The sequence below is a fragment of the Algoriphagus lacus genome, assembly GCF_003583985.1.
Lineage (GTDB): Bacteria > Bacteroidota > Bacteroidia > Cytophagales > Cyclobacteriaceae > Algoriphagus > Algoriphagus lacus.
Genome location: NZ_QXML01000011.1, coordinates 91,300 through 116,585, shown reverse-complemented (window position 1 = coordinate 116,585; position 25,286 = coordinate 91,300). Strand labels below are relative to the sequence as shown.

The window sequence follows — 25,286 nt, the reverse complement described above, 5'->3', positions numbered from 1 at the left end:
AGGAAAATGGTTTACCCGTTTGTAGTTCTCTTATTCCAAAAATTATTCTTGTAGATGCCATACTGGTCGATGAGCCTGGTAGGTGCTTTGGATCCGGCATTGTCATCGATGATCTCCTTATCGAGCATTTCGGTGGCATGGACAGCCACCATCACCGGACGCTGAATCAGGATGGAAGCCATATCCGCTGAGGCGGACTGATTATTCCAAATTCCTCTTGTGGCCACGGAATCCTTCGTATTTGGGGATCGCTTGACGGTGACAAAAGGCATGGGTTCGGTGCCAAAATTCTCCCAGGAGAGGTCACTCCAGGTAAATTTGTCCGGAATCACCGGATCGAATTTGATGTCCATTCCAAACCTGGGTTCTCCGGGTACCTCCGCGATCATAAAAAACCAGCCTTCCTTATTTCCCGGGAAATCCGCCATGGCAGTGTTACCCGCCGCTTCATCTATGGTGAGGTCAAATCCAAGCAGTTTGATATCCGGAGGAAGTTCGGCCTGGTAGATCGGAAAGCGGACTTCTTTTTTGAATTGCGTTTCATTCAAATCCTTGGTGATTTCCCACTTGCCGTCTTTTTTAAAGGCTTTTTGGGCATAAATCACCGTGTTGGGAAATTTCTTGAGCAGCTCTCCCCGTAACACGAATACCAATTGCTCGGAATCTCCCTCCTTGTCCCGGGCATTGTTGCTCCCAAGGGGGGCTGTTTTCTTCCACTTGTGGATCGGAGCAATGTCTTTCAGGGATTCGGCATCTGTGGGAGTACTATCTGGTGACACGAATCCCTTTACATCCCAGAACTGCCTAAAATAGCTTCCCCGCATGTCAGTCGGGTACTCCCGCCACAACAGCTCCCTACCCATTTCAAAGTTTAATCCGACCAGGTAGGATTCGATAAACTTCTGGTTGGTCTTTAGAAGAGAAAAGGTATTGGGCTGGATCAGGTGGAGATTGGGAAGCAGGAGTTCTTTGTCCCGGTCCACGAGAAACCTATAGGCTGGAGCTGGAAAATCCGGATAAGCCATGGCAGGCAGGAAATCTGCGTCTACATTGGGCCGCCTTGTTCCGGCGCTCCAGGAAACCCGGGCATCCAGGAGTTTTTTGTAAGCATGGAGCGGTTTGAAAGTCTGCAAACTGTCAATGGCCAATTTGGCTATATCCGTGCTGGGAGCGGTTGTAGGCACATCTCGAAAAGAATAAATCAAATCGTATTCCGTGAAGGCTTTTTTATAGCCCGGATTGGCAACAAATCCCATGTCTTTGACTAGGTCGATGGGTTTGATCGCTGCCTTCGGATCTACTTTGAGGGTGGTGGGATTCATCTTCAGCCAAGAAGCAGCCGATGTCCTTTTGAGAATGGTTGGTCCTGCAACCGGTGGAGCTGCTTTGGATTCATTTACCGCTTTGACCAAGTCTTTATTCATCAGCTTGTCCCAAGTGGAGATTTCTGGAAGCCCTCCCTGGTAGGATTTTTGATAAAAAATTGCCTCTTGATCCAGATTGGACTGCAAGCTCCAGACTTGTACATTTTCAAGTCTGGGTGGCTCCGTTACCCGCAGAACCCCATTCAGGGAGGGCAAGGCTGTAAACTTGTCTACCGAAGCAGCAGTCAGCCCTCCTACTCTATTGGTGCTCTGAAGAAGGATGGAAAAAGATGGGACAAGGGCCTGCTTTTCCAAAGACCGGGCTACTGACGAATTATGCCGAATCAGCTTCTTAAACCCAGGCATCATCACTGCATCCGGGATCCTGCCAAGATTAATCGCTTTTTTGACGGTGGTTCCCCCGGAAAGTATTTTGGAAGACAGGCTACGGCTGAACGATAGCACATTTTCTTTGGGCTGTGGAAGGATGTTTTTGGCATAGCCCCGCTCCATGGTCTGTGCCATCAGGAGTGCAAGCTGCATTTTTCGGTTGGCCTCCAGGACATCATTCAGTTGCTTCCAGGCTTGATCCATCAGTTTTTCCTGATCGTCCTGCACGGCCTGTACTCCAAATCCAGCAGGAACTCGGTTTCGAGGATCTCGATTTAGGTCATTATACCAGCTATCTGAATTGGGATCAAAGACAGGCACCACTTTTTCTCCGGGCTTGCTGAGGTCCTTTCGCATGGCATGATACATCCCGTAAAAGGGCAATGTAACAATGGGATCTTCTTCGCGATTTTCCTCCTGGCCCCTGTTAAGGTTGATCAGCTTTCCGATTTCAGTTTGGTATTCATTGGGAATGATTTGAGTTGAGACAGCTGTCGGTGCCATCACAGCTCCTTCCAAAAGAACAGTTTTTGGATTGGGTGCAGGGATTTCCTGCTCAGAATCCGCTCTAAAATAGCCAGGAGCAGAACAATCCATCGGCCTGGAGCCTACGCGTTGATCCATAACTCGTGGCTCAATGAGCTTTACTAGTGATTCAAAATCGAAATTGGCCCCAGTCCGGAAATGCCATCGGTAATACACCGGAAACTCCAGATCGGAACCCATGCCCCAGGAAGCCTGCTGGGCCATGACTTCGGATGGATCTCGTTCCAACCCTGCCAATCTTCCAGTCTCAAAACTTGGAACCAAAAAAGCGTGGTACATCACATTAGGATCCAGTTTTCTTGGACACATCACCCGGCTATACACACCATCCGGATCAGTTTTTAATTCCTCACGAAAGGCTTCCAGGTTTTCCTCAAATACATTTTCGGTATGGGGGAGGTTGGTATGTACGTGAGCCCAGAGATGAATTTCGTCGTGAGGTTGAAGGGCATTGGCATCCAGCACCTTGATGGATCGGAGCGGTTTTTGGCGTTTGGTATCTTCAAATTCATTTTCTTTGAGCACCAAAAGGCTCACCCAGGGTCTCAGTTTTCGGTGGTCCGCTGCTGCGGGCGTGTAGCGCCATGGAAAATCTTCATCGTAAAACTCAATGTAGGCCAGGTAATTGGGCTCAAAGTTGGAGATTCCATCTCTGGGTTCCGTACGGACTACCATATCCGCATTGATCCCGACGATGTCTCCTGGGCCTTGTAGGGAAAAATTGATTCTTGGAATCGAAATACTTCCGTTTACTTTGATATCAACCGGAACCTGAGCCCGCTCAGGCTGAGTACCGGCATTTAGCCCCAGGGTGTCTTTTTGGCTGACATTGGCGGAAATCCCGCGACGTGACCAGGAATAAAAACGATATTGACCAAAATTCATACGTGTCTCATTTTAGATTTTATACCAATTCATGCACGCCTACCACCTGGTACTTACTCTTGGAGGATGCGTTCTTTTCAGTGAGTTTGCGGAGTGATTCCAAGGCTGCAGCATAGCTTTCCGACCTATAGGAAGAATTGAGTTCCTTGAGATCATCATTGGAGGCAATGGTGAATCCGGAGGTTTTCAAAGCCACTTTTTCTGGGGAGTTCAGGGATTTGGAAGCCTCATTTCTCCAGGAGAGTCGGGAACCCGATATCCCTGCACCCCGCACCATGTGCTTAAATCCACCCATTGGAATTTTGGTAAACCTACGAGAGGGAGCTACATCATCATCATAGGTATAGTCGAGTTCGTAATCCAAGGTGACCGGATCCAAGGTTTCAGGTGCCAACCTCAGCTCTCCAGAATCCTGGATGGTCACCCCACTTTCCAATTTTTCAAAGGATTTTCTGGAAAGCTTCTCATCCTCAGAAAGCGGAATATAGTTTCCGACGGCAAAGAGTTCCTGAGCTGGAGTCAGTGTAGGCTTGACTCCTCCGACCATGGCTTCAGTAATTCGGAAGTTGGCTTCGTTGGCTTTGAGGGGCTTTCGGTTGCCGTACTTTTTGATCTCCATGTTTAGAGGGAGACTGCGCTGGCTGAAGGTGATCGAACCAAAAGGCTGGATCAAAAGCTCAGGCATCTGGTCTTCAGGAATCTGTCGAAGGCTGACATGAAGGTGGTTGTTGGCTGGAAGGATAGGCCTCCAGTTACCGGACTTTTGAATCTCCGCAGTCAAAAGGGCCAGGAGGTCTTCCGTCTCGACGGCAACATCCGGACGGGGATCGCCCCAAGTCTCGTCGAAACTGATGGTAACCGTGACAAAAAGAAGACCGAAGCTGACCTCCCCGGCAATATTCCAAGGGGTTGGGCCTGAAAGTTTGCCCATGAAGTGAATCCCAAAAAGTACACTCGTTCCTTGACGAATAGCCAAGGTGGCTTCGAGCCGGACAATAAAACTGAAGGGATCAAAAATAAAGAGGACGTCCAACTGAAGTTTGCCGTACAAGTTGAAATCCAAAGGGCCTTGGGCCAAAAGCTCCAGTTTGGCTCCAAACTGAACTGAATTGGAAGTGGCAGCAAGGTAGCATTCGACACTTAAGCGGGGATTGTCACCGCTCAAAAGCTGCAGACTGATTCGATCCATATCCCGGAATGCTCCAGGGAGTGTCGGGACTGTGGGAAGGTCTTTGAAATCCGGATGAAAACCTCCAATGCTGAGTCCAAAGGCATCGCTACCCCCCCATGCAACTACCAAAGCCAAACTTCCTGTGAGCGGAAAACCTACCAGCTTGGAGTCAAACAACCTGGCTTCGAAATACACAAAGCCATTTTGGAAATCGATCACGCCAAGGAAGTTGACCTGAATTTTAACAAGAGCAGTTTCCTCTGTGGGAAGGGCCATTTTGACCACACCCAAAATGATAATTTTGGGTTCAGGCAGTTCAAGAATTATCCCGAGCTCAATGGAAATGAGCGTAGGAGTACCCCAGCCGATTTTTCCCATCAGGCCAATCAGGAAAGTATCTTCTTTGATGGGGAAGATCTGCTTGATGTCGCTGATGATACGGGATATATTTCCAACCACATCTTCGGGAAATAGGATGCTTTTCAGGGCATTGGTCTTGAGTCCAACCCGGAGGCTTTCGACTTCTGCCCTTCTGTTGACCCCCAGCAGCCCCCCTACCCCAATAAGCGTAAATCCGAAGCCCAACTGCACCGGGGAGAATTCTGCCGTTACAATGATAAGCAGTGAGAAGCCTTCGCTTCCATCCGGCATTTTGGTATTGATGATCCCGATGGCTTTGAGATCAAACAGGTTTTGGAAGGAAAGCTCAAGCGCACCAAAGTACTCTCCTTTGTCCGGATCAAAGTAAAGGAATCCTCCCCCTGTCACCACTCCGGCATTGATTCGGATTCCCGCACCGGTGGGCCACTTGATGGCCGGAACCAAATCGTAGCCAAATACTCCCCCATTCCCTTCCAGCTTGGTAGCCTTGAGATTGAGTCCGAGTCGATTAATGGTAAGCATGACAGGAGGGCCAAACTTAATCCAGAAGTCCAGGGAGACTTCCATCTCTATGGAACTCATGTCCTCATTCACATTTACCTTGATGGTTAATACTTCCAAACCGATGATGTCCCCCAGATTTTTATGAAGGGGAAGGCGCATGTTGAGTGCGTTGAGCAATGTGCCCAAGATTTTAGCTACTGCGTCAGCTTCACCACCTGATTCGGCTGGGGCAGGGGCAGGGGCTCCGTCACCTGAGCCACTCAGGGCATGGCTGGAGGACGAAGTCCTTTCTCCGGAGGAAGATCCCTCCGCAGGGGTGGATTTTTTTGGTTCATCGATCCCGATATTGCCATTGCCATCCACGATAAATCCATTCTTGAGCGAGTAGCCTATGCCCAAGGGGAATTTGTCATCCAAATCCGGAATAAGACTAAAGGGGAAACCCGTAAGGCTTCCTTTTCCGACCTGATAGTGAATATTGAGGATCCCTTTGACCAGGAGGTCATCGGGTTTGACCATTACACCTACTTTGGCAGTGCCCAGTGCGAACTTGATAACGGGCTTATCCAGTAGGGCGATTTTGGTAGGATTGGGGGTATTGTAGCTGTAAAAGACCGTAAACTTATTGGCAGGACCTCCTTTGGCTTCAGGTAAAGTTCCGATTCGGAAGAGTCCATCTCCCGTGACATCATATCCTATGGAATGCTTATCATCCTCTCCTATGTTAAAGGTCTTTGCACTCTTGCCAAGTAGCTTGGTCACAAAAGCAACTCCTCCATGCTCTTTTGGAGCAAAAAGAAGGGTATTGTAGAGTTTCAAAGGTACCTCACCCGCAATCTTGGCTTCCACACCATAGGTTAAGGCACGATTGGAGATTTGGTCAGCTAATGGAGTAGTGCTGGATACCGTGCCCTCGTAGCCGTAATTGGATCCGATCATCAGGTTATCCACTCCCCCTTTTCTCAGAAAATGATCCAGAAAAAACAGGCCTGCTGCAATGGCCAAAAACAGGGAATCCGAAAGGGCTGCGGCAGATTCTTCGTCTTCCAAACCCTTACCCAGATTTTTAAAAAAGGCCCCAATGTCCTCTACAATGAAATTGGAAGAACCTCCAGCGGCAGCCATTTTGGTGTCCAGTGCATTGAGTAGGCTGAGTACGGAGTGGACAGCAGGCTGCCGCCGTCTCAGGTACTCCAGGGTCAGCAAGTTGAGGATGGCAGTGACTATTTCATTTGCCGTCCGTTCCTCTTCCCCGTCGGAGGCAGCAATGGCCGCCTGAACTACTCCCTCAATGGCCATTACAATCGCCGTCATGTCGGCAATTGCACCCGCCAGTTTGAAGGGTTGTACTTCATCGTCGGCTTTGTTAACGTATTCCTCCAGGCTGGTACCTACAGGAATAGTGGACCCTCCGGTTGGAGGCAGACCGAGCGATCCCAAAAGCTCATTTCTTGCCTGATCATCTCCAAAAATATCCAGCCCTGGCTTGATGATTTCGTAGAAAAGCTTGAGTACTTGCTGGAAAAAATCCTGGCTATTTTCTTCTGCCATTTTAGTTCAGTTTACATCCTATTTCATTTTTACGCGCAGTGTATGGTAATTCCGGCTTCGGCTTTTTGAATGGATTTTTCCGGGCCAAGTCGGACCTGATTATGCATTAAGTAGGCAATTCCGGTTTGGCACGCTCTGCTTCCGGGGTTTTTAGCGGCACTTCATAGGCCATTTTGGCGCCCAAAAGCTCATGTTTTAATTTCCAACTGTCACCGTCTGCAGTGAAGGTGACCCAGCCCACATTGCTGTTCCACGCGATTCGTGGGGATTTTCCGTCGATATAGGCCTTTTGATGTCTGGAGACAATCTTGAAATACCCCTCTTTCATGGAGTCGGCATTGCCAAGCACCAGGTCTGACTCCACCGGGTCTTCCTCGAGTCCTTTCATGTCTTTCAGGACTTTCAACTTCCATCTCCAGTCCGGAGCGGGATTTACGGTTGCCCCGGGAGTCCAGCCCTCAATGGGAATAGTGGCTACTGTATGTCGCAGCCGTTGTCTATTACGAGGAGTGACTGCCCCACTGGTGGAGACGAGTTTATCTTTCCAGCCAAACTTGGACAGTCCATCCCCGAAACTGGTCAGGATACGCTGCACCATGGCACTTTTGAGGATGCGTACGTTGGGAATCCACTCGTTTTTAAGGGCACTGGAAGTAAGCTGAACCATCCGGCTGCTGGGATCAGCGGAAGATCCTTTCCAATAATCCAGAACTGTGGTAGCCCCATAATGGACATCCCCTGACAGAAGGACCACTTTTTTATAAGAATCCAGCTTGGCAATCAGGCGTTCAAAGCCTGTCACATTAAATCCCCAGGCCTCGAAATCAAAGTTGAGTTCGCCTCCGAGTATACCCGGATTGCCTTCATTGTTCCCTGCCAAAGCAATTACAGCCGTTGCGGCAGGCTGCACCAAATCTTCAAAATTGGGAAGACCCAGGACAGGACAGGGAGAAACCACAAACACAAAGGGAGGATTATCCGTGAGGGTATTGGGTGCTTGCTCGGAAAGCCCACTTTCGGAAATCAACTCCGGTGTGGTATTCAGACTTTGGTAATGCCGCTGGGTTCGGGTATCCAGCACAATAGCCTGCGTGGCCCCCAGCTTAACGGAATAGTTCCACTTGAGTGAGGTAGGAGAACTCCCCATGCCCAACATGTTTTCCATTTTCTCGATCACCTCGGTCCGAAGTGTGTTCAAATGCATGTTGTTAGCATAGCGGTAGGCATATTCCCCGGTGTAGAGGAGAAACTGGGCTTTCTTTTTGGTGCTATCAGTCATTTCATCGAAAATCATACTGATCGCTTCCTTGTACTCTTCCGGGTTGTTGCCCCAGTCTTGGAAAACCGCATAAGCCATCATGGCATTTCGGATGATGTCCCGACCAAAAGGCTTGGAAAGCACCTGATTGTTCCAGCGTTTGGTCATAAACCAATCATCCGTCACCTCGTGATCGTCCATGATCATGTAGGTGGGGACATTGGCCAGGACCCTGCTGACCTCCGGTAGTTTCTTCATGAAAGCGGCCATATCCACCAGCTCATGTTTAAGCGCGAGCTTGGTATGCTTCAGCCAGTCCTTGTATTTATCAGAATTGGAGTCGCTGAATTGGGCCTTGGTGATGCTGTCTTCGCTGAATATAAATGAATCAGTGGGCCGACTGCCACGAATCAGGTTGACCAGATTGGTATCTGCATCCACTCCCGAACTATCCACAAATTTGGAAACCAGGGAATCAACCTTGGAATAAAGCTCATCGGGGCTGGCTTTGGCGATTTTGTCCAGCTCTGAAACCATGGCGCTACTCCAGGAGCGAATGTTCCAATACCTCAGGTAAGTGGCAGCAAACTCTTCAAAGCTGAGCAAATGATTGGCTGCTGCCTGACTTGAAAATCCCGCGTACTTATTGACCAATCGTTGGCGGAAATAAGGGGGGTAGTTGACCATATCCGCTTCAAACTCCTGAGCCGCTCCCGAACCTTCATTGATTTTCATCTTTTCGGTGTTTGGCCCAAAGAGGGAGCTCCCATCCATGGAAGCGATACTTCTCAGGAAAAACCCAGGCACCTCATCCGCATAAATCTGATCTCCGGTGAGAAAGAGTGCCTGAGGACGCTTGTCCGGCTTGTCCAAATTGTCCTTGATCTTACTATCCAGGAGAGCCAAGGCATCCTCCCCATGACCGTGCATTTTCCTGCAACTCCCATGGATGATATTCAGCTTGTCTGGAGTTTCCCCCGGTAGACAAAAAGAAGGCAAGACATCTTTTTTATACCCGATCGCCAATTGGGGACGATCCCCCTCCGACTTCTCATCCGAGAGGAACTTGTCACTGAGAAAATCAACATCCTGTGTTCCGTCGCTGTCCCGGTACACCATGTTGTAACTGTACACCTGACCAGACTGTAGGCCGGGACTGGGAATGGTGACTGTTGCCAGTGCAATCCAGAGGTTTTGGCCAAACTGAAGTGTATGGGTCTCCCCTTCTGCCAAGGGAGAACTCCCTGTAGTAAACAGGTTGCCACCAGTGTGCTTGATGTTATCCCCTTCCCAGATTTTCAAGGTAATGTGCTGGTTGGACATGAAGGCCGCCCAAACCGAAACCTTATCTTTTTCTACTCGACGTAGAATCGGGCCGCAAATCATTTTTTGAAAAGGCATAAAAAAAGCTTAAACGGAAAATTTTAAAAGACCTGAATTAAAAAGCACCGCATGAATATTCCATGACGATCGACATTAATCACCTCATGTGAACTATCCAATTAAACTGAACAGAATTTCAACCCTTTTCCCAAAAACAGTAAATCCACCAAAGAGGGTAATTATCCAGTACCGATTCAAAAGTTCCGATTTGATTTCAAAAAAGAACTTCGGAGAATTGCAAAAATTCATTAAAGAATAGATACAAGTTAAATTTCAAATTCAAGAATAACAAATACTTAAGTGGAAAAAAATTATGGCTGATTTCATAAGGGTGTTTCAAAGATTCAAAAACCGCAGGACCCAAACAGCCCAAACTAGAGGCTTAATTTCAGAGAAGGATTTGATGGTTTAGTTTGTCAATCAGTTTAGAAAACAACCAATTCTACTTAATTAGATGCAAAAATTGAAGGGTATTCCTATTTTTAAAATAATGCAGGAAAATGACTTCCATAAAGGCGCAACTGATATGAAATCCCTATCAAAGAATTTTGGCCAGCGAAGATGAAGAGGATAACCAATTCTCTGATTTGAGAAAGCAAGCCAGGATTGTTGATATGCCTTGTTAATGAACTTTTTAACAGCTGTGTATCAAGCCATCATTTCTTTGAAAATAAATCTATTTAGCCCTTTGGCAGGAAAAAGAATTCTGAAAACGTGTTGTAGTAAAGCTATTACTTCTGCCTTCTCAAGGCTCTCTTCCACCAAGGTAACTGAACTTCCTCATGGTACCCATAGGAATTGTTACCATAGCCGTACCCGTATCCATAGCCGTACCCGTATCCGTAGCCTTTGTCGATATGAAGATCATTCAGTACTCCGTAAATCTTGCTTACTCCTCCTTTTTCAACCAGGTTGTTTAGAATCTGCGTATTCCCTTTGATGGAATACCCCTGACGGAACACATAAAAACTGATATCCGCAAAAGCAAAAAGCTCTTTGGATTCGGAAACCAACCCTACCGGAGGACAGTCAAAAACAACGATATCATAGTTGTCCTTGATCTCTTTGATTATTCGACTGAATTTTTCCTGAAGCAATAATTCTGCAGGATTTGGAGGAATGGGACCGGAAAGAATTACATCCAGATTTTCGTATCCGGAGGGCTTTACTACCTCTTTCCAAGAGGTATTGCTACTCAGGCAAGTACTCATTCCTTTGTCATTCGTCAACCCAAAATCCTGGGCAATTCTAGGTTTTCTTAGGTCCAATCCGATCAGAATCGTCTTTTTCCCCATCAAGGCAAAAACCGATGCCATATTCATGGAAACGAAGGTTTTTCCTTCCCCGGAGATTGATGAGGTAAACAACAGGGTTAACTTTTCCCGTTGCATGCTCAAATAAGTCAAATCAGCTCTAAGGGACCTGAAAGATTCAGTCACAGTGGATCTTGGATTATTGAAGACCGGCAGTGCATCATCGGAATTATTGCGTCCAATCATACCAATCAGGGGAACCTTGATTTGTTTTTCCAGTTCTTTGGGATCCTCGATTGTCGTATTCAGAAAATCCTTCACCGTAATAAATCCGATTGGAAGAATGAATCCCAAAATAAGACCTATTAACAGATTCAGTGAGCGCTTGGGTGCCACCGGCAAAACCCCTGATTTCCCAAAATCCAAAATCATATTACTCGGCATGTTTGATGCCTTGGTAATTTCCGCTTCGGCTTTTTTCTGAAGGAAATAGATGTAAATATTTTCGTTGATAGTAAACTGACGCTGATAGCCGAGAAGATTTCGTTCGGTCTCCGGCAGGGCATTGATATCCTGCTCGATCATCCGGATTCGGTTATTGAGATCAGCCAAGACGTTCTTCGTATTGGTAATGGCAGAATTCACATTTTCCTGCAGTGCTTTTGTAGTGCTCTGAATCCTTGCATTGATATCTCTTACCTGTGGAGTTTGGTCTGAGAAATTGGCTGTAAGGCGAACCCTCTCTGCCTGTAGTTCGGAGAGATTTTGCACCAGGGCATTCAACAGGGGATCAGTAGTACCTACAATGGAAGGAGAAACCAATTCCCCAGCCTGTCCACTTCCGAGATAAGTGCTCAGGGTCTGGAGGTATTTGAGGTTGACCTCATTCATCCCCTTTTCCTTTTCATACTCCTGAAGTCTTTCAAATATGATAGAACCTTCCTGGGAAAGATTAAAAATCTTGTTTTCTGATCGGTACTGCTGAAGCTTGTTTTCAGATCCTCTCAGGGAATCTGTGATTCCACTGAGCTGCTGATCAATAAACAAAATGGTATTTTCGGCAGTACGATTTTTATCGTCCAATTCCCGCTGAAGGTAAGTTTCCATCAGCTTGTTGAGGTAATCCTCACCCATTCTTCTCAAAGGTGTCTCGAGTCCCAAAATAAGAATTGAGCTTTGCTTGTTAGACGGGGATACAGTAAGTTGATCCTTGAAGTTTAAGGCTAAACTCGGCGTATCAATCATTTTAAAAAACACCTGCTCACCGCCAATTGCGGAAACTTTTTCTACGGTAAACTCAAAGGAATCCCCTTTTACCGGCTGTCCAAACTGAAAAACATCCTGACTGAGTTTTAGCTCTTCTAAATTAGTTTTATAGTATGGATCGTTGGGGTTGAAAATCTGAAACTCATTTTCAACAATTGAAAGCTGGAAATTAGATTCATCAATCACTTCAATTTTGAAAAGCCCACCTACGACTTGTTCTTTGGTCCAATCGACCTTGATGAAAACCGGGTAGTTACCATAGATCTGATTATACTTCAAAAAGTCCTCCTCGAAATATTGAACATTGAAATCCAATTTATTCAAGGTTTCCTGAGCCAATGAAAAGGACTTCAGTACTCCGATTTCATTTTCAATATTGCTTTTACCCTGAAGTCCCACCAAACCCGCTGATTCAAACAAATCAGCTCCCAAGGAATTGTTCTCATCCTTGACGATAACGGTGGATTCCACTTTGTAAATCGGAGTGGTTAACCTGTTGAAAAAGAAAGCTGCCACCAGTCCTGCAAAAGCAAAAAAGAGAATTACCGGCCAGTATTGGAGGTAATTGAACAGGATTACTTTCAAATCAATCTCGTCTTCCTGCTGAATCATAAAAGGAGACTGAGTATTGTTTGAGTTAATTGGAGAAGAATTCGGGTACATGGGATTAATTGGCAAATAAATTAACTACTAAAAGTGCTGTTGTTAAGATCGAGGTAAACAATAAAAGTGACTGGGCGGCATTTTCACCGGCGCCGACTTCACGAACCTTCATCGGTTCTGCATAAATCTGATCATTGGGCTGGATAAAATAATATGGGGAACTGACCAGTTGTCGATCATTCAGATTAAGCCGATGCAATTTGGTGCCTTCGGGATATTGCCTGATCAGTAAAACTTCATCACGCTTGGCGACCGTATTTAGATCTCCGGCATTGGCTATTGCTTCGAAGATGGTCATTCTGTCCTGAAGAACTACAAATTTACCCGGACGACGAAACTCCCCTATGGCAGAATAACGAATGCCACCCAACTTGACTTTGACATAGACTTCCGTGGTTACGTATTTTTTAAGTTCGGACTCAATCTGAATCCTTGCCTCATCCACCGTTTTGTCTTTGACATTTACTTCCCCAATTATAGGTAAACGAATGTTTCCGTTTTTATCTACGGTATAACCAGTCATGTAATACACATCCCCACCACTTTGACTAGCTATTTGCATTTGTTGGTTATTCATCATGGCAGCTTGATTATTGAAGCCATTTTTAATCATATCATCGACGGTCTGGATATCGACATCGATGATGTCATTGTATTGGAGCTTGTACTCAGGAATCTCGTAGGAAATCAGTTCATCCTCAGGAATCGGTTGGTTACCCTCAAGATTTTGCAGGTAGATGATTTTTTCGTTGGAAACACAGGAAAATGCAGACCAAAAAACAAGGGCGAATCCTGCAACTCTAAGAATTTTAAGCATACTTTACTTTAATTGAATGCGCTGAAAAACCGCGCAAGTATAGTTGAATTTATTGAAAATGCCACAAATTTTACTGATTTAGTAATATTTTAAGGTTTTAGTAATCAGTGATTCTCAGCCAGCAACTGTATCCTTAATGCTGTTTATTGACTACTGGAATCACTCCTTTCCCTTCACTACCAAAAACCAATCCCCTTCAAGTTCGAGGTACCCGAAGTCATAGCAATAATGGTACTGGTTTCCTTTTTTGTTCTGATAGGTGTGGGTAAAAAATTTAAAATTAAATCCTGAGCGAATAAGTTTATCCCTTGTGGTTTTAGCCAAGTCTTCACCAGGATTGATCAGGGCTTCGAGGATATTCCGGTTTTTCCTGAGGGTATGGTTGATGTTCCGGATTAAATTAGTGCTCAAGGCATTTTGCTGATTGTTATAGGTATTTCTACAACTGTCGTCGCAGAACTTCTTATCCATCCTGCCCTGAATAGGCTTCCCACAGTGGAGACAAAGTCGTTTTTCAGATTCCATGGTAAAAAATGTTTTTCAAATTTAGAGAATTAGTTCTAATCATATTCCATGGGCCAGCCTTTGTTTCCAAAATTGAATTAATTTCCTGATCCAGTTTTGGCATTTGAAATCCTTTTCCAGACTCAAAAAATCATAATCATGAATCTCCACACTCTTTTAGGCGCAAACGGAAACATTGCCAAAGTCATTGCCTCTGAATTGGGAAAACAGGGCATCAAAGTCCGACAAGTGAGTCGAAACCCAAAAAAGGTAAATCCGGAGGATGAACTTTTCCTTGCTGATCTAAAGGATGCCAATCAGGTAAAAAAGGCCGTTGAGGGTTCGACTGTGGTATTTCTTTTAGCAGGCATTACTTACAATTTGAAGGCTTGGCAAATAGAATGGCCCCTGATTATGCAAAACACCCTGGAAGCCTGTATCGCTACAGGTGCCAAACTGGTTTTCTTTGACAACATGTACGCGCTGGATCCGGCTAAGGTAGGGCATCTGACTGAAGAAACCCCGATGAATCCAAAAAGCGAAAAAGGCAAAGTCAGAAAGCAGATTTTGGAAATGCTTTGGTCGGCTGTCAATGCGGGAAAGTTACAGGCTTTGGTGGCGAGAGCTGCGGATTTTTACGGACCAGGAGCAAACAACAGCTTTTTGCATGAATTGGTGATCAACCGAATGAAATCAGGAAAAGCGCCACAATGGCTGTATGCAGGGGATAAAAAGCATTCCTTCACTTACATTCCCGATGCCGGAAAGGCAACCGCCTTTCTGTCCCAGCAATCGGATGCCTGGAATCAAACCTGGAACCTGCCCACTGATTCCGGTTTTCCCAGTGCAATGGAAGTTACAGCCATCCTAAACAAGCTCCTGAATAAAGAACTCAAGCTTCAGGTAATGCCAGCATGGCTGATTTCCATTTTGGGGATTTTCATCTCTCCACTCCGAGAGGTCAAGGAACTGAAATACCAAACTGCCGAGGATTATTGCCTGGATTCTTCCAAAATCGAGCGGGTTTATGGATTAAAAGCTACCCCAATCGAGGAGGGTCTCCAGGCTTGTCTTATGCCATAGTTTTTTCCAAAATCCTTAAGATCCTTTGCCTCAATTCAGGCAACAAGCCAGCTTCAAACCAGGGATTTTTTTTCTGCCAAAGTCGGTTTCGGGGAGAAGGGTGAACCAAAGGAAAAAATTCTGGAAGGTATTCCTCCCATGCCCTCACCGTATCGGTCAACGTCTTTTTACGGTTTTCCCCCAAATAATACCCTTGGGCATAGGAACCAATCAGCAAGGTCAATTCGATATTCAGCATAATCTCTCTCAATGCTTGATGCCAAGTTGGTGCACAAACCGGGCGAGGAGGAAGATCCCCACTTTTCCCTTTTCCCGGGTAGCAAAACCCCATCGGCATAATCCCGAAACACTCAGGATTATAAAATGTGGTCCGATCCACCTGAAGCCATCGGCGCAACTCTTCCCCACTCGGATCATTCCAGGGAATTCCAGTGGCATGAACCCTTGGGCCCGGTGCCTGTCCAATGATCAGGATCTTGCTTTTAGGATTAACTGAAAAAACAGGCCGAGGACCTAGCGGCAATTCCAACTCACAAATCCTGCATGCGCGTGCTTCTTCCAGTAGGTTGACCGCTCTATCCATTCCTGATTCGATTTACCTTTCGATTTTAATATTTTCCAGAATGAAAAAACTGGTATTCTTCTTTCTAACATTCATTTTTTCATTTCCTGTTTTTAGCCAGGAAGAAAATGATCTGGGCTCCTGGTACATGTATTTTTGAAATTTTCGATTCACTGAGACTCCTTGGGCAGTTCACGGTGAGATTCAATACCGGAACCATAACATCCTTGGAGATTTGGATCAACTCCTCTTCAGGACAGGTCTTCAATATAACCTCAAATCAGGTCAGGCGTGTTTTCTGGCTGGGTATGCCTCCATTACTTCGAGATCGATTGGGGAACCTTCCTCCACTTTTCATGAAAGCCGATTGTATCAGAAAGTAATTTTAAGACAGCGACTTGGGAAAATCGGCCTTACCCACCGCTACCGATACGAGCAGCGTTGGATAGAGGAACAGGATTTTCGAACCCGGTTTCGTTATTTTCTTGCCTTCAATATCCCTTTAAACAAAAAAGAACTCAGCGAAAAGGATTCTTTTTATGTTCAGATTTATGATGAGATCTTTATCAACGGAGAAAAAGTAAACGAAAGCGTCCAGTAACTTGACCGAAACAGACTTTACCTGGGTCTCGGATATCGCACTTCCAAAAATCTGGCGCTTCAGTTTGGGCTAACGGAGCAAACTGGCAACAATTTTTCCAAAACCCAGCTTCAATTCGCTGCATATCACCCACTATTTTCAAAATAATTCCCCAGGTATTTCAAAGGAATGTGCAGTTAATTATAAGAATTGAAGTTTTTTTATTCAGGAATGAATAAATTAGATAGTCTAGAAACCTGAACTGTAAGGACTTGACGAAACAAAAATCTTGGACACTATGTTAAGTCGAAAAGAGTTTTTTAGACATTGAAATCAAACAATCCATCCAACCAGTACTGCCATGAAAGTATCGCCATTACTCCCGGTCTTGCTGTTGCTCACCATCACCTCCTGCTTCTCCTCCAAGGACTACGTCACCGACTACGATTACAACTATACCGGTTCGTTCAAGAAGTATAAAACGTTTGCCTTTATCGAACCGACTGACATGGATACCACAGTCCTCACGCCGGTCTTGAATGCCACCATCGGTGCAAGATTGGGTTCGCAGGGATATAAAGAGCAAGTAAGCAAACCCGATATGCTGGTCAGTTACAAGATTTTCACTGATTCAATCCGATACCGTGGGTATGTTCAGCCGGAATTTGATTACTGGCTAAACCGAACTGGTTTGACTTACAGGAATGATGAAGGTGAAATTGCACGTGAACAGGAAAAAGACGAAACCTACAATCAGGTCAAATACACCCAAAACAACGGGATGTTGGTTATCTATGTGATAGACAGCAAGCGCGGGAATACGATTTGGCAAGGCTACACAGCTGCCAATTTTGACCTGCAATCTCCAAACTTCCAGTCGGACATCACCCGTGCAGCCTATCGGGTAATGAATGAATTCAAAATCATCAACAGGCAGGTCCAATAACCAAGTTGCCCTCCTCATTGTGAGGAATTATTCCCCAATTTTCCATGCTAAGTCCTGCCTTGTCGGGACTTCTTTTTTTGGTTTATATTTCGAGTCAATGTAGAAAAACGGCCAAATCCCGAAAATTAAAGCACTTTTTAACGGCCAATATGATTTGAAGACTACATCCTGTCCGTGTCTGGCTGTCCTTTTGGATTAGTGAGGAAAACCAAGAAAAACTATCATGAAAAAATCACTAATTCTAGCAGGTGTCGTCGGACTGAGCCTTACTGTTTCCTGTGTATCCAAAAAGAAATACACTGAGCTCGAATCCAATTTGTTTAAGACACAAACCGAACTCGCCACAACCAATAAGGAAAAGGCCGAGTTGGAGGAAAAAATGGCTGCAATCGAAGCCAGGGTTGCAGAATACAATTCCAGAATCAATTCGCTAAGGATGACCAATGACCAGCTTACTGAGTCAAACAACTCCATGCTCAGTATCGAAGGTGCGGCAGTAATGTCGAAAAACTCCAAAGCTAAAATGAACCAAACTTTAACTAAGGTAGACCCAAGCAAACTGGCTGAAGCAAAGACCTTGGAAGACTCTGTCAACCTGGCGGTGGAATACAATCTGAAGAAAAACATCACTGCAGAAACCGGAGGAGAAGAGGATGATGTTCAGATTGATATTGACAAAACCGTGGTGATGATATCGGTTTCGGACAAATTGCTTTTCAATACCGGAAGCTACCGAATCAACACCAAGGCAGAACCCCTACTTCAAAAACTGGCAGAAGTCATCAATGCAGAGCCAAGTCTTCAGGTGATGGTCGAGGGCCATACCGATCCCAGAACGATCTCTACTCCTGTATTGGAAGACAACTGGGATCTGTCGGTTAAAAGAGCCACTTCTATTGTGCGTATGCTTCAGTTGAAATACCAGGTTTCCCCTGAAAAACTGATCGCTGCAGGACGTGCCAGCTATGTGCCCTTGGTATCCAATGACAGCAAAGAAAACATGGCACTCAACCGAAGAACCCGAATTGTGCTGATTCCCGATTTGGATATGTTCTTCGCCATGCTATAATTCCAACTGCCCTTTTTATTTCACTATCGCAATAAAAAAAGCGGACTTAAAGTCCGCTTTTTTTATTTCTGGATTAATCATTCGAATCGAGTCAAATACAAGCAACAAATCACTCAAGTCCTTTGGCATTTTTTCCCGATTCCATTAAACCCTTAGCTAAAGTACATAGAAACACTTCCGGGCATTATTCCGAATCCAATCAATACTCCAAGGTTCCCAAAGCATACTTCATCAAGACCTCCTGAAAGTAAAGTGTATAGACTGCCTGAGCCTGATCTGCCTTAGCCCGAACCATGGTTTGGTTGGCAGTGGCAATGTCCACAAAACTGGACAAACCCAGTCTAAATCGTTCACTGACCGCCTTGAATGCTTCCTCAGCTGCCAATACCTGTACTTTTGAATTGCTTTCTTTGCGGACAGCTGCAAGGTAATTTTGGTGGGCCAACTTGACATCCTGAAAGACTTTCCGCTCGATGGATTCCTTTCGGAGTAATTGATTTTGGTAAATTGTCTTGCTTCGAGTGGCGTCCAGTCGGCTTTGAAAATTGGAGAAAATCGGAATGGTTAAGGAAAGCCCGATAGTATTTTGAGGGTAAATTTTCAACAACTGCTCACGCAATGTCCGCTCATCCAGCGAGGTAAAAAAGGTGTTGTAATTGTAAAACGCATTGATTCTGGGATAGTACATTGCCCGAATGGCCTGAAAATCCTTCTTGTAAGAAGTAGCCAAAAGCCCTTGTTGGTTGAGGTCCTGTCGGCTTTTTTGCGCCATTTCATACAATTGCATCAGCTCCAGTCCTTCAAAAGAGCTTGCTTCCCGTATCGGATCCACTAATTCCAAAACAGGAACGACTCCAGGCTCAAGCTGGAGGTATTCGGTCAGCGACCAGAGGTCATTTTCAAACTGGATCTCTGCATCAACTTTGACCGATTCCAAACGGGCTACTTCCGACTGCTGATTGTACAGATCAGAAATTGTCCTCAACCCAGCATTCACAAACCCTTCGATCTGGATCAACTGCTGCTTCTGATTTTCAAGATTTTCGGTCGCGATCCGAAGCAATTCCTGATCCAGCAACACCTGTAAATACCTACGGGAAACGTCAAAAACAACCTGCTGCTTGGCCCGTTCCACTCCTTTTTCTCCGGCTTCCAGTGCCAGTTTCGCAGATTGGGTATCCAATATTCTTCGGCCTGAATTGAACACCGGCATATTCACATTGAGATTGGAGGATACGATCTCATTGGTCACGTTGGTAACCACGATTTCTCCCTCCACCTGCTGGAATTGCTGCCCAGACTGACGGAGAAAATTGGAAGTCACACCTGCCGAAGGAAGATGGGATAAGGCTGCCACCTGCTTTTCTTTTTTCAGAATTTCCAGGTTGTTCTCCTGAATGGAATATTCCAGGTTTTTGCTTAACGCAATTTCAACCGCTTGTTGGAAATTCAAAGGAATGGTATCCTGGGCTTGTACTTTCCCAAATCCCAAAAAACCTCCAAACAGGGCAATTAGTACATAATTAATTTGCAATCGCTTCATCGCTTTCAATTCTTCCGTCTACTAAGTTGATTAATCGGGTGCCAAAATCGGCGTTTTCACGGGCATGGGTTGCCTGAATGATGGTCGTCCCCTCCGTATGCAATTCTTTGAATATTTCCATGATCTCCTTGGCTTGGGCTGAGTGCAGATTGCCGGTGGGCTCATCTGCCAAAAGCACTCGTGGCCTTCCAGCAATTGCCCTAGCTATTCCAACCAATTGCTGCTGACCTCCGGAGAGCTGGGCTGGAAACAAATCCTTTTTTGCGACCATATTAAAGCGGTCCAAGAGGTTTGCAATAATACTTTTTCGCTCACTTGAGGATACGTTTCGGTACAACAGTGGCGTCTCGATGTTTTCATAGACGGTCAGTTCATCGATCAGGTGATAAGCCTGAAAAATGTACCCAAACTCACTCTTGTGAAGGTTGGAGCGCTCTTTATCCTTCATGGACCGGATGCTTCTATCCCCAAAAAAATAGTCTCCGGCATAGTCTTCATCGAGCAGACCCAAAATATTGAGCAGAGTGGATTTACCGGCACCGGAAGGTCCCATCAAGGTAATAAACTCTCCTTCTTTGATGTTTAAGTTGATTCCTTTGAGGAGAAACACCCGCTGAAAACGCGATTCGATGTATTTATCAAGATTTTTAAGTTGGATCATGGTAATTGGATTTCAGCTTTAGTAATCGAGTTTCATGCCAACAAAAAAGCCCCTGGAAATCATCCAGAGGCCATTTTAAAGTTTATTGAACACAAAACTCTCGAACAGTTTTGTTCGCTGGCGAACAAACCAAGTCCAGTTATCAGTTGGCAGTAATCAGTGGACAGTATTCAACACTGTTTACTGATCACTACCTACTGGATACTAGAACTTCCGATACTTTCCACCTAGGTATTTATTCGCATTTTTCTCTGCAAATAGTGCTTTTTCGCTGTCCCAATGAAGGGTTTGATTTGGAAAGCGCCCGGCTATAACTCCCAATAAGATTGTCTCGGTAAGACGTGCTGAATACGAAAATGGAGCGCTGCACTCATCTTTTCCCAAGCAAGCATCCACAAACTGATGGTAATGTTTCTTGCTCTCACCGGCATAATCCTTCACAGGTGCTCCAAGTTTGAACGGTGCTACGTCAAACTCCTGGTATTTTCCATCCACAATCAAGCGGGGTAGCTGCTGAAAATGAGGCAACAACAATCTGCCTTTTTCGCCCATGAACATCGCTCCTTGATCAGGCAATTTTTCTCCATTGGGAAGTTTTAAGTCCTCATGGTTCGCTGGAGCCCCGGGACCATCGTACCATACCCATTTCAGCGTTTCAGCAGTGTAGGGAGTGGACGGAAATTCGTAAGTCACCACGTTATTTTCAGGGAAACCGAATCCTGTTGGTTTGCGGCAGTTGTTCACGATTGTCTTCGGAACATCCAGCTGAAGAGCATTATACGGAGTATCAAAAATATGGACACCCATGTCCCCTAAGGTGCCACAACCGTAATCAAGCAGCTTTCTCCAATTGCCGGGATGATACACACCCTCCTTATACTTTCGCTTTTTGGCTGTTCCCAACCAAAGGTTCCAATTCAAATTTGCAGGAATCGGATCACTTCCCTGAGGGCTTGACCCATCGTATCCCCAGTTTTTGGGAGACCAAGCTCGAACCGTGTGAACTTTTCCGATGATTCCGGACTGGATGAGCAGTGTAGCCAGTTTGTAATCGTAAAAAGAGTGAACCTGAATTCCCATTTGAGTCACCAGATTCTTTTCTTCAGCCATTTTTTTCATGGCGCGGGCTTCAGTGACATGGTGGGTCAGTGGCTTCTGGCAATACACCGCTTTGTTCATCTCCATAGCCATCAGCGAGGCAGGGGCATGCGTATGATCTGGAGTTGATACTATTACAGCATCGATCTCATTGGCCATTTCTTTGAGCAAAATCCGGTAATCGGCATAAGTTTTCGCATTCGGGTGCAGTGCTTTTGCTCCTGCCAATGCAGTGCTGTCCACATCACAAAGCGCTACCACCTCCACCAACTCGTGAGAGGAAATCGCATCCAAATCTGCCATTCCCATTCCTCCCAAACCGATATGGGCAGTTCGAAGTTTACCGGCAGCTTTTGCCTGGGCAAGCAAGGAAGGAGCTAAAGTAAGGCCTGCAATTCCCAAGGCAGACTTTTTCAAAAAGTCTCTCCGGTCAAAAACCTGATAATTTTTACTCATGCTGATGAAGTTTTAAGGTGGTTATAATTCTTTGATTCTGATATTCTTAAAATGGACCACATCTCCGTGGCCTAAAAATCCGAGGTGTCCGCTACTTCGCTGCAATCCGGGATGGTCTTTTTTGTCCAGGGTTCCGTTTTTACTTGCTTCCAGATAGTCGCCTTCCAGAATAGTTTCCCCGTTGAGAATCACTTTGATTTTTGGATGCTGGACAATGACCTCCTGCTGATTCCATTCTCCCGTAGGCTTCAAAAATCCACGTTTAGCTGGAATCACCCCATATACAGAACCGTGATATTGGTACACTTCCAGTTTGGAATACTTTTCTGCCTCATTGTCCAGAATCTGGATTTCCTTTCCAACATAGGCCGCATCTCCAGTTAGCGGGGCGTGAATTCCCAAACCGTTGTTGGCTCCGGGAGTCAATTGAAATTCAAAGCGGAGAATAAAATTGCCGTATTCCCTTTCTGTAAGCAGGTTTCCTCCTCCCCCACCTTTGGGTTCTATGACGATCATCCCGTCTTTGACCTGATAGGATTCTTTGTTACCTACCCAACCGTCCAGGTTTTTGCCGTTGAACAAGGAAATAAAGCCTTCCTCCTGAGCATGGGAAAGGTGAACGCTGCCAAAAACCGCAAAAGCAGCGAACAGAAAACGAATAGTTTTATACATGAATTAGGGAATTGAAAGTGGCGAATTACAAAGCTAAAAGAGTAATCCATTTTTCAAATGCCGCTAATCAAAGTCAAAAAAATGGATTCAATCGAAAATAGAAAACTGATGACTGAATACCGCCTACTCCTATTGCTTCAAGTCCTCTAACTTCCCAACCTCCTTACTACCAAACTTCCTAACCTACTTACTTCGTAACTTCATTCATCCTTTAGCACTTTAGCCGGATTGGTCTGAGCAGCAGCATAGGAATGCAACCCAACAATCAACAGACATAGCACCATTACACCCGCTCCAGCCAAGGCATAGATAAAATAGGGCATATCAACCCGGTATTGAAATCCATCCAACCAATCCCGGAGAAAATAATAGGCCGGATACACTGCCAAAACAAAGGAAAGCCCAACCAGAATCAGATAGTCTTTGGAAATCAAGGCGAGGATTTGGGGAATGGTCGCACCGAGAACCTTTCGGATACTGATTTCTTTGGTTCGCTGGGCAATTGTATAAGAGGAAAGACCAAACAACCCCATCGATGAAATTAGGATTGCCAGGATACAAGCAGCTCCCAGAACATTACGGATCCTTAGATCTTCTTCATAAAATTTCAAGATTTCTTCATCAAGAAAATCAAATTCAGCGGTTTCATAAGGGTATATCTCCTTGTAAATCTGTTCCAGCTTCTCTTTGGACAAAGCAAGATTCTGCCCTGATTCCAACTTGACGCTAACCGTTTGAAAGAATCGTGGATTTGCTGTCAAGATCATTGGTTTGATTTCTTCTCTTAGCGAGCGGGAATGGAAATTGGCTACGACTCCGCTGATTTTTTTATCTTCCCCTCCAAATTTCACGGAACGGTTAAGAGCATCCTGAGGCTGTGCTATTCCTGCCTCTTTGAGAAAATTTTCATTGACCAAAATCTCATCTGATCGGTTGGAACCTGCCGTCCCCGCTAAAATCGGTATTCCGTTGACCCGCAGAAAGGCAGAGTCCACATTCATTACCTGTATAAACAGTTGCTTCTCCGTAGTATCTACCGGAATGTAAGCATCCGAAGTCCAGAGACTTTGGGAAGAAACCAGACTACCACTGAGACTGACTCCTGAGACACCCGACTCTTGAGAAAGGCGGTCCTGAAGTAGAACCATTTTGGCCGGATCAGACATGAAAGGGAGTGAGGAGTACACAACCGCATTCTTATCAAAACCCAAAGGCTGACTGGAAACATACCGCAACTGATAATTGAGCACCAATACCAAAATGATAAATGCAATGGAGGATGAAAACTGAAGAACAGCCAGATTTTTTCGGAGAAAAACACCAAATGAGAATCCTGTCTGAGCCTTAGTTTCACCTTTGAGCGCACGCTGAGGCTGATATCCCGAGAGAATTAAGGCCGGATAAATCCCAGAAAGCAAACTCAGCAAAAAGGGAAAGAGTAGGTAGAACCCGATATTTTGGGCTTCAAAATAACCCAATATGAAGCCTTGGGGAAGATACTCGGAAAAAAGTACGCGCAGCCCTTCGACTAATACCAAACCCAAAATGGTGGAAAAAATTACCAGTAGATAGGTTTCCGTCAGAAACTGAGCAATCAGTTGCATTCTTCTTCCTCCGAGGGTTTTGCGGATGCCTACTTCCTTGGCTCTACCCATTGCCTGGGCGGTTTCCAGATTGATAAAGTTGAGTGTTGCCAAAGTCAGGATGATCAAACCGATGTAGATCAGGCCTTTGAGAAAAACTTTCGATACAGTCGTGTCTTTGTAGGTTTGTCCAAAGTGGATTTCCTCCAAAGGCTCAACTGAAAAGCTGGTCCGGCTATCCTCCTCCTTACTATAGTGTTTGTCAGCCAGTTTCCCCAAGGATTCATTGAGCGATTCCAGCTTTACTTCAGGGGAAGCTTTAATAAAAAGCTGAGAACTGGAATTGATATTTCCCCAGCTATGGAGCCCATACCATTCCTTTTGTTCCTCAGTCTGAATGGTATTGTAGGATATAAAGCTCTTAAAAATAATATCCGTGTTTTCGGTGTAATCCTCCACCACACCGGTCACTTGTGCACGCACCGTATCAGAGTCTACCCATAACAGTTCTTTGCCCAGACTCTCCTGCGGTTTGGTCCCCGGAAAATAGGTTTCCAATTGGGATTGCGTAATTACGACCGAACCGGGGTCTTGAAGTGCTTTTTCAGGATTTCCTGCGAGCCAGGTCCTTGGAAAAATCCTGAAAAATCCCGGGTCTGCAAAGGTCACCTCATCTGTCCTCCCAAAAACCTTATTGGTTTCCGGCACAGCTGCCAAAACTTGATAAAGCACATAAAGCCTTCCCTTTTCCTCCACACCTGAAACCTCCGAATCGATCACCTCACCCAATGGCCCAGGAACCCCTGCATTGGGAACGAGTTCCTCCTGACCCCAATTGGTCAGACTGTTGATCCGAAAGATTCGCTCACCGTCTGGGTGAAACTTGTCGAAACTGTAGGCATGCCAAACAATATTGAAAATCAAAAAACAAATGGAAATCCCAAGAGACAGGCCTAATACATGAATACCGGTTCGGAGTTTATTCCGGCCAAGGTTTCTCCAGGCGATTTTGAAGTAGTTCTTTAGCATGGGAGTTGAGAGGTTAGGAAGCAGGGAAGTTAGGATGGTTTGGGTTCAAAGTTCAGGGTTCAAAGTTC

General features: G+C 45.4%; 15 protein-coding genes and 1 pseudogene. 4 read left to right on the top strand and 12 right to left on the bottom strand.

Going from position 1 to position 25,286, the window contains the following annotated elements; genetic code table 11:
- Positions 1–11 precede the first annotated feature (11 nt).
- From D0X99_RS17890 to D0X99_RS17865, 6 genes are all read right to left on the bottom strand, one after another.
- Positions 12–3,185 carry a hypothetical protein gene (locus tag D0X99_RS17890; RefSeq protein WP_119479230.1) on the bottom strand — a complete coding sequence of 1,058 codons (3,174 nt, stop codon included), beginning with the start codon at positions 3,183–3,185 and terminating at the stop codon, positions 12–14.
- A gap of 19 nt (positions 3,186–3,204) precedes the next feature.
- Complete coding sequence (locus tag D0X99_RS17885; RefSeq protein WP_119479229.1) at positions 3,205–6,792, bottom strand: DUF6603 domain-containing protein; 3,588 nt, start codon at positions 6,790–6,792, stop codon at positions 3,205–3,207.
- 106 nt (positions 6,793–6,898) lie between these two features.
- On the bottom strand, positions 6,899–9,451 hold the full coding sequence (locus D0X99_RS17880) for a metallophosphoesterase family protein (RefSeq protein ID WP_119479228.1): 2,553 nt from the start codon (positions 9,449–9,451) through the stop codon (positions 6,899–6,901).
- Positions 9,452–10,164: 713 nt separating this feature from the next.
- Positions 10,165–12,615 carry a GumC family protein gene (locus tag D0X99_RS17875; protein ID WP_119479227.1) on the bottom strand — a complete coding sequence of 817 codons (2,451 nt, stop codon included), beginning with the start codon at positions 12,613–12,615 and terminating at the stop codon, positions 10,165–10,167.
- Positions 12,616–12,619: 4 nt separating this feature from the next.
- The gene (locus D0X99_RS17870) at positions 12,620–13,432 is read right to left on the bottom strand and encodes a polysaccharide biosynthesis/export family protein (protein WP_119479226.1); all 813 of its coding nucleotides are present in this window, start codon (positions 13,430–13,432) and stop codon (positions 12,620–12,622) included.
- 159 nt (positions 13,433–13,591) lie between these two features.
- Positions 13,592–13,957 carry a DUF2116 family Zn-ribbon domain-containing protein gene (locus tag D0X99_RS17865; protein ID WP_119479225.1) on the bottom strand — a complete coding sequence of 122 codons (366 nt, stop codon included), beginning with the start codon at positions 13,955–13,957 and terminating at the stop codon, positions 13,592–13,594.
- Between the two features lie 138 nt (positions 13,958–14,095).
- On the opposite strand from D0X99_RS17865, the gene D0X99_RS17860 reads away from it, so the two are divergent.
- The gene (locus D0X99_RS17860; RefSeq protein ID WP_119479224.1) at positions 14,096–15,019 is read left to right on the top strand and encodes an NAD-dependent epimerase/dehydratase family protein; all 924 of its coding nucleotides are present in this window, start codon (positions 14,096–14,098) and stop codon (positions 15,017–15,019) included.
- Here the strand turns inward: D0X99_RS17860 and D0X99_RS17855 are convergent.
- On the bottom strand, positions 15,009–15,602 hold the full coding sequence (locus tag D0X99_RS17855) for a uracil-DNA glycosylase family protein (RefSeq protein ID WP_119479223.1): 594 nt from the start codon (positions 15,600–15,602) through the stop codon (positions 15,009–15,011). The genes D0X99_RS17860 and D0X99_RS17855 overlap by 11 nt on opposite strands.
- Before the next feature lie 154 nt (positions 15,603–15,756).
- On the opposite strand from D0X99_RS17855, the pseudogene D0X99_RS17850 reads away from it, so the two are divergent.
- The 3 genes and pseudogenes from D0X99_RS17850 to D0X99_RS17840 all read left to right on the top strand — a co-directional run.
- Positions 15,757–16,182 (top strand): annotated as a pseudogene (locus tag D0X99_RS17850) (DUF2490 domain-containing protein); the annotation flags it as partial.
- Positions 16,183–16,522: 340 nt separating this feature from the next.
- A complete protein-coding gene (locus D0X99_RS17845) occupies positions 16,523–17,107 on the top strand; it encodes a DUF4136 domain-containing protein (protein ID WP_119479221.1) in 585 nt (194 codons plus the stop codon).
- Between the two features lie 223 nt (positions 17,108–17,330).
- On the top strand, positions 17,331–18,176 hold the full coding sequence (locus tag D0X99_RS17840; RefSeq protein WP_119479220.1) for an OmpA/MotB family protein: 846 nt from the start codon (positions 17,331–17,333) through the stop codon (positions 18,174–18,176).
- Between the two features lie 199 nt (positions 18,177–18,375).
- On the opposite strand, the gene D0X99_RS17835 is transcribed toward D0X99_RS17840, so the two are convergent.
- The 5 genes from D0X99_RS17835 to D0X99_RS17815 all read right to left on the bottom strand — a co-directional run bounded on the left by D0X99_RS17835 (position 18,376) and on the right by D0X99_RS17815 (position 25,218).
- Positions 18,376–19,719 (bottom strand): TolC family protein, encoded by a 1,344-nt coding sequence (locus D0X99_RS17835; protein WP_119479254.1) that lies wholly within the window; start codon positions 19,717–19,719, stop codon positions 18,376–18,378.
- Positions 19,700–20,380: an ABC transporter ATP-binding protein gene (locus D0X99_RS17830; RefSeq protein ID WP_119479219.1), complete on the bottom strand. Its 681-nt coding sequence runs from the start codon at positions 20,378–20,380 to the stop codon at positions 19,700–19,702. Before D0X99_RS17830 ends, D0X99_RS17835 begins: the two co-directional genes overlap by 20 nt.
- Before the next feature lie 204 nt (positions 20,381–20,584).
- Positions 20,585–21,934 carry a Gfo/Idh/MocA family protein gene (locus D0X99_RS17825; protein ID WP_119479218.1) on the bottom strand — a complete coding sequence of 450 codons (1,350 nt, stop codon included), beginning with the start codon at positions 21,932–21,934 and terminating at the stop codon, positions 20,585–20,587.
- A 21-nt stretch (positions 21,935–21,955) separates the two neighbouring features.
- Positions 21,956–22,606 carry a 3-keto-disaccharide hydrolase gene (locus D0X99_RS17820; RefSeq protein WP_119479217.1) on the bottom strand — a complete coding sequence of 217 codons (651 nt, stop codon included), beginning with the start codon at positions 22,604–22,606 and terminating at the stop codon, positions 21,956–21,958.
- 200 nt (positions 22,607–22,806) lie between these two features.
- Positions 22,807–25,218: an ABC transporter permease gene (locus tag D0X99_RS17815; RefSeq protein ID WP_119479216.1), complete on the bottom strand. Its 2,412-nt coding sequence runs from the start codon at positions 25,216–25,218 to the stop codon at positions 22,807–22,809.
- Between the last annotated feature and the right edge of the window lie 68 nt (positions 25,219–25,286).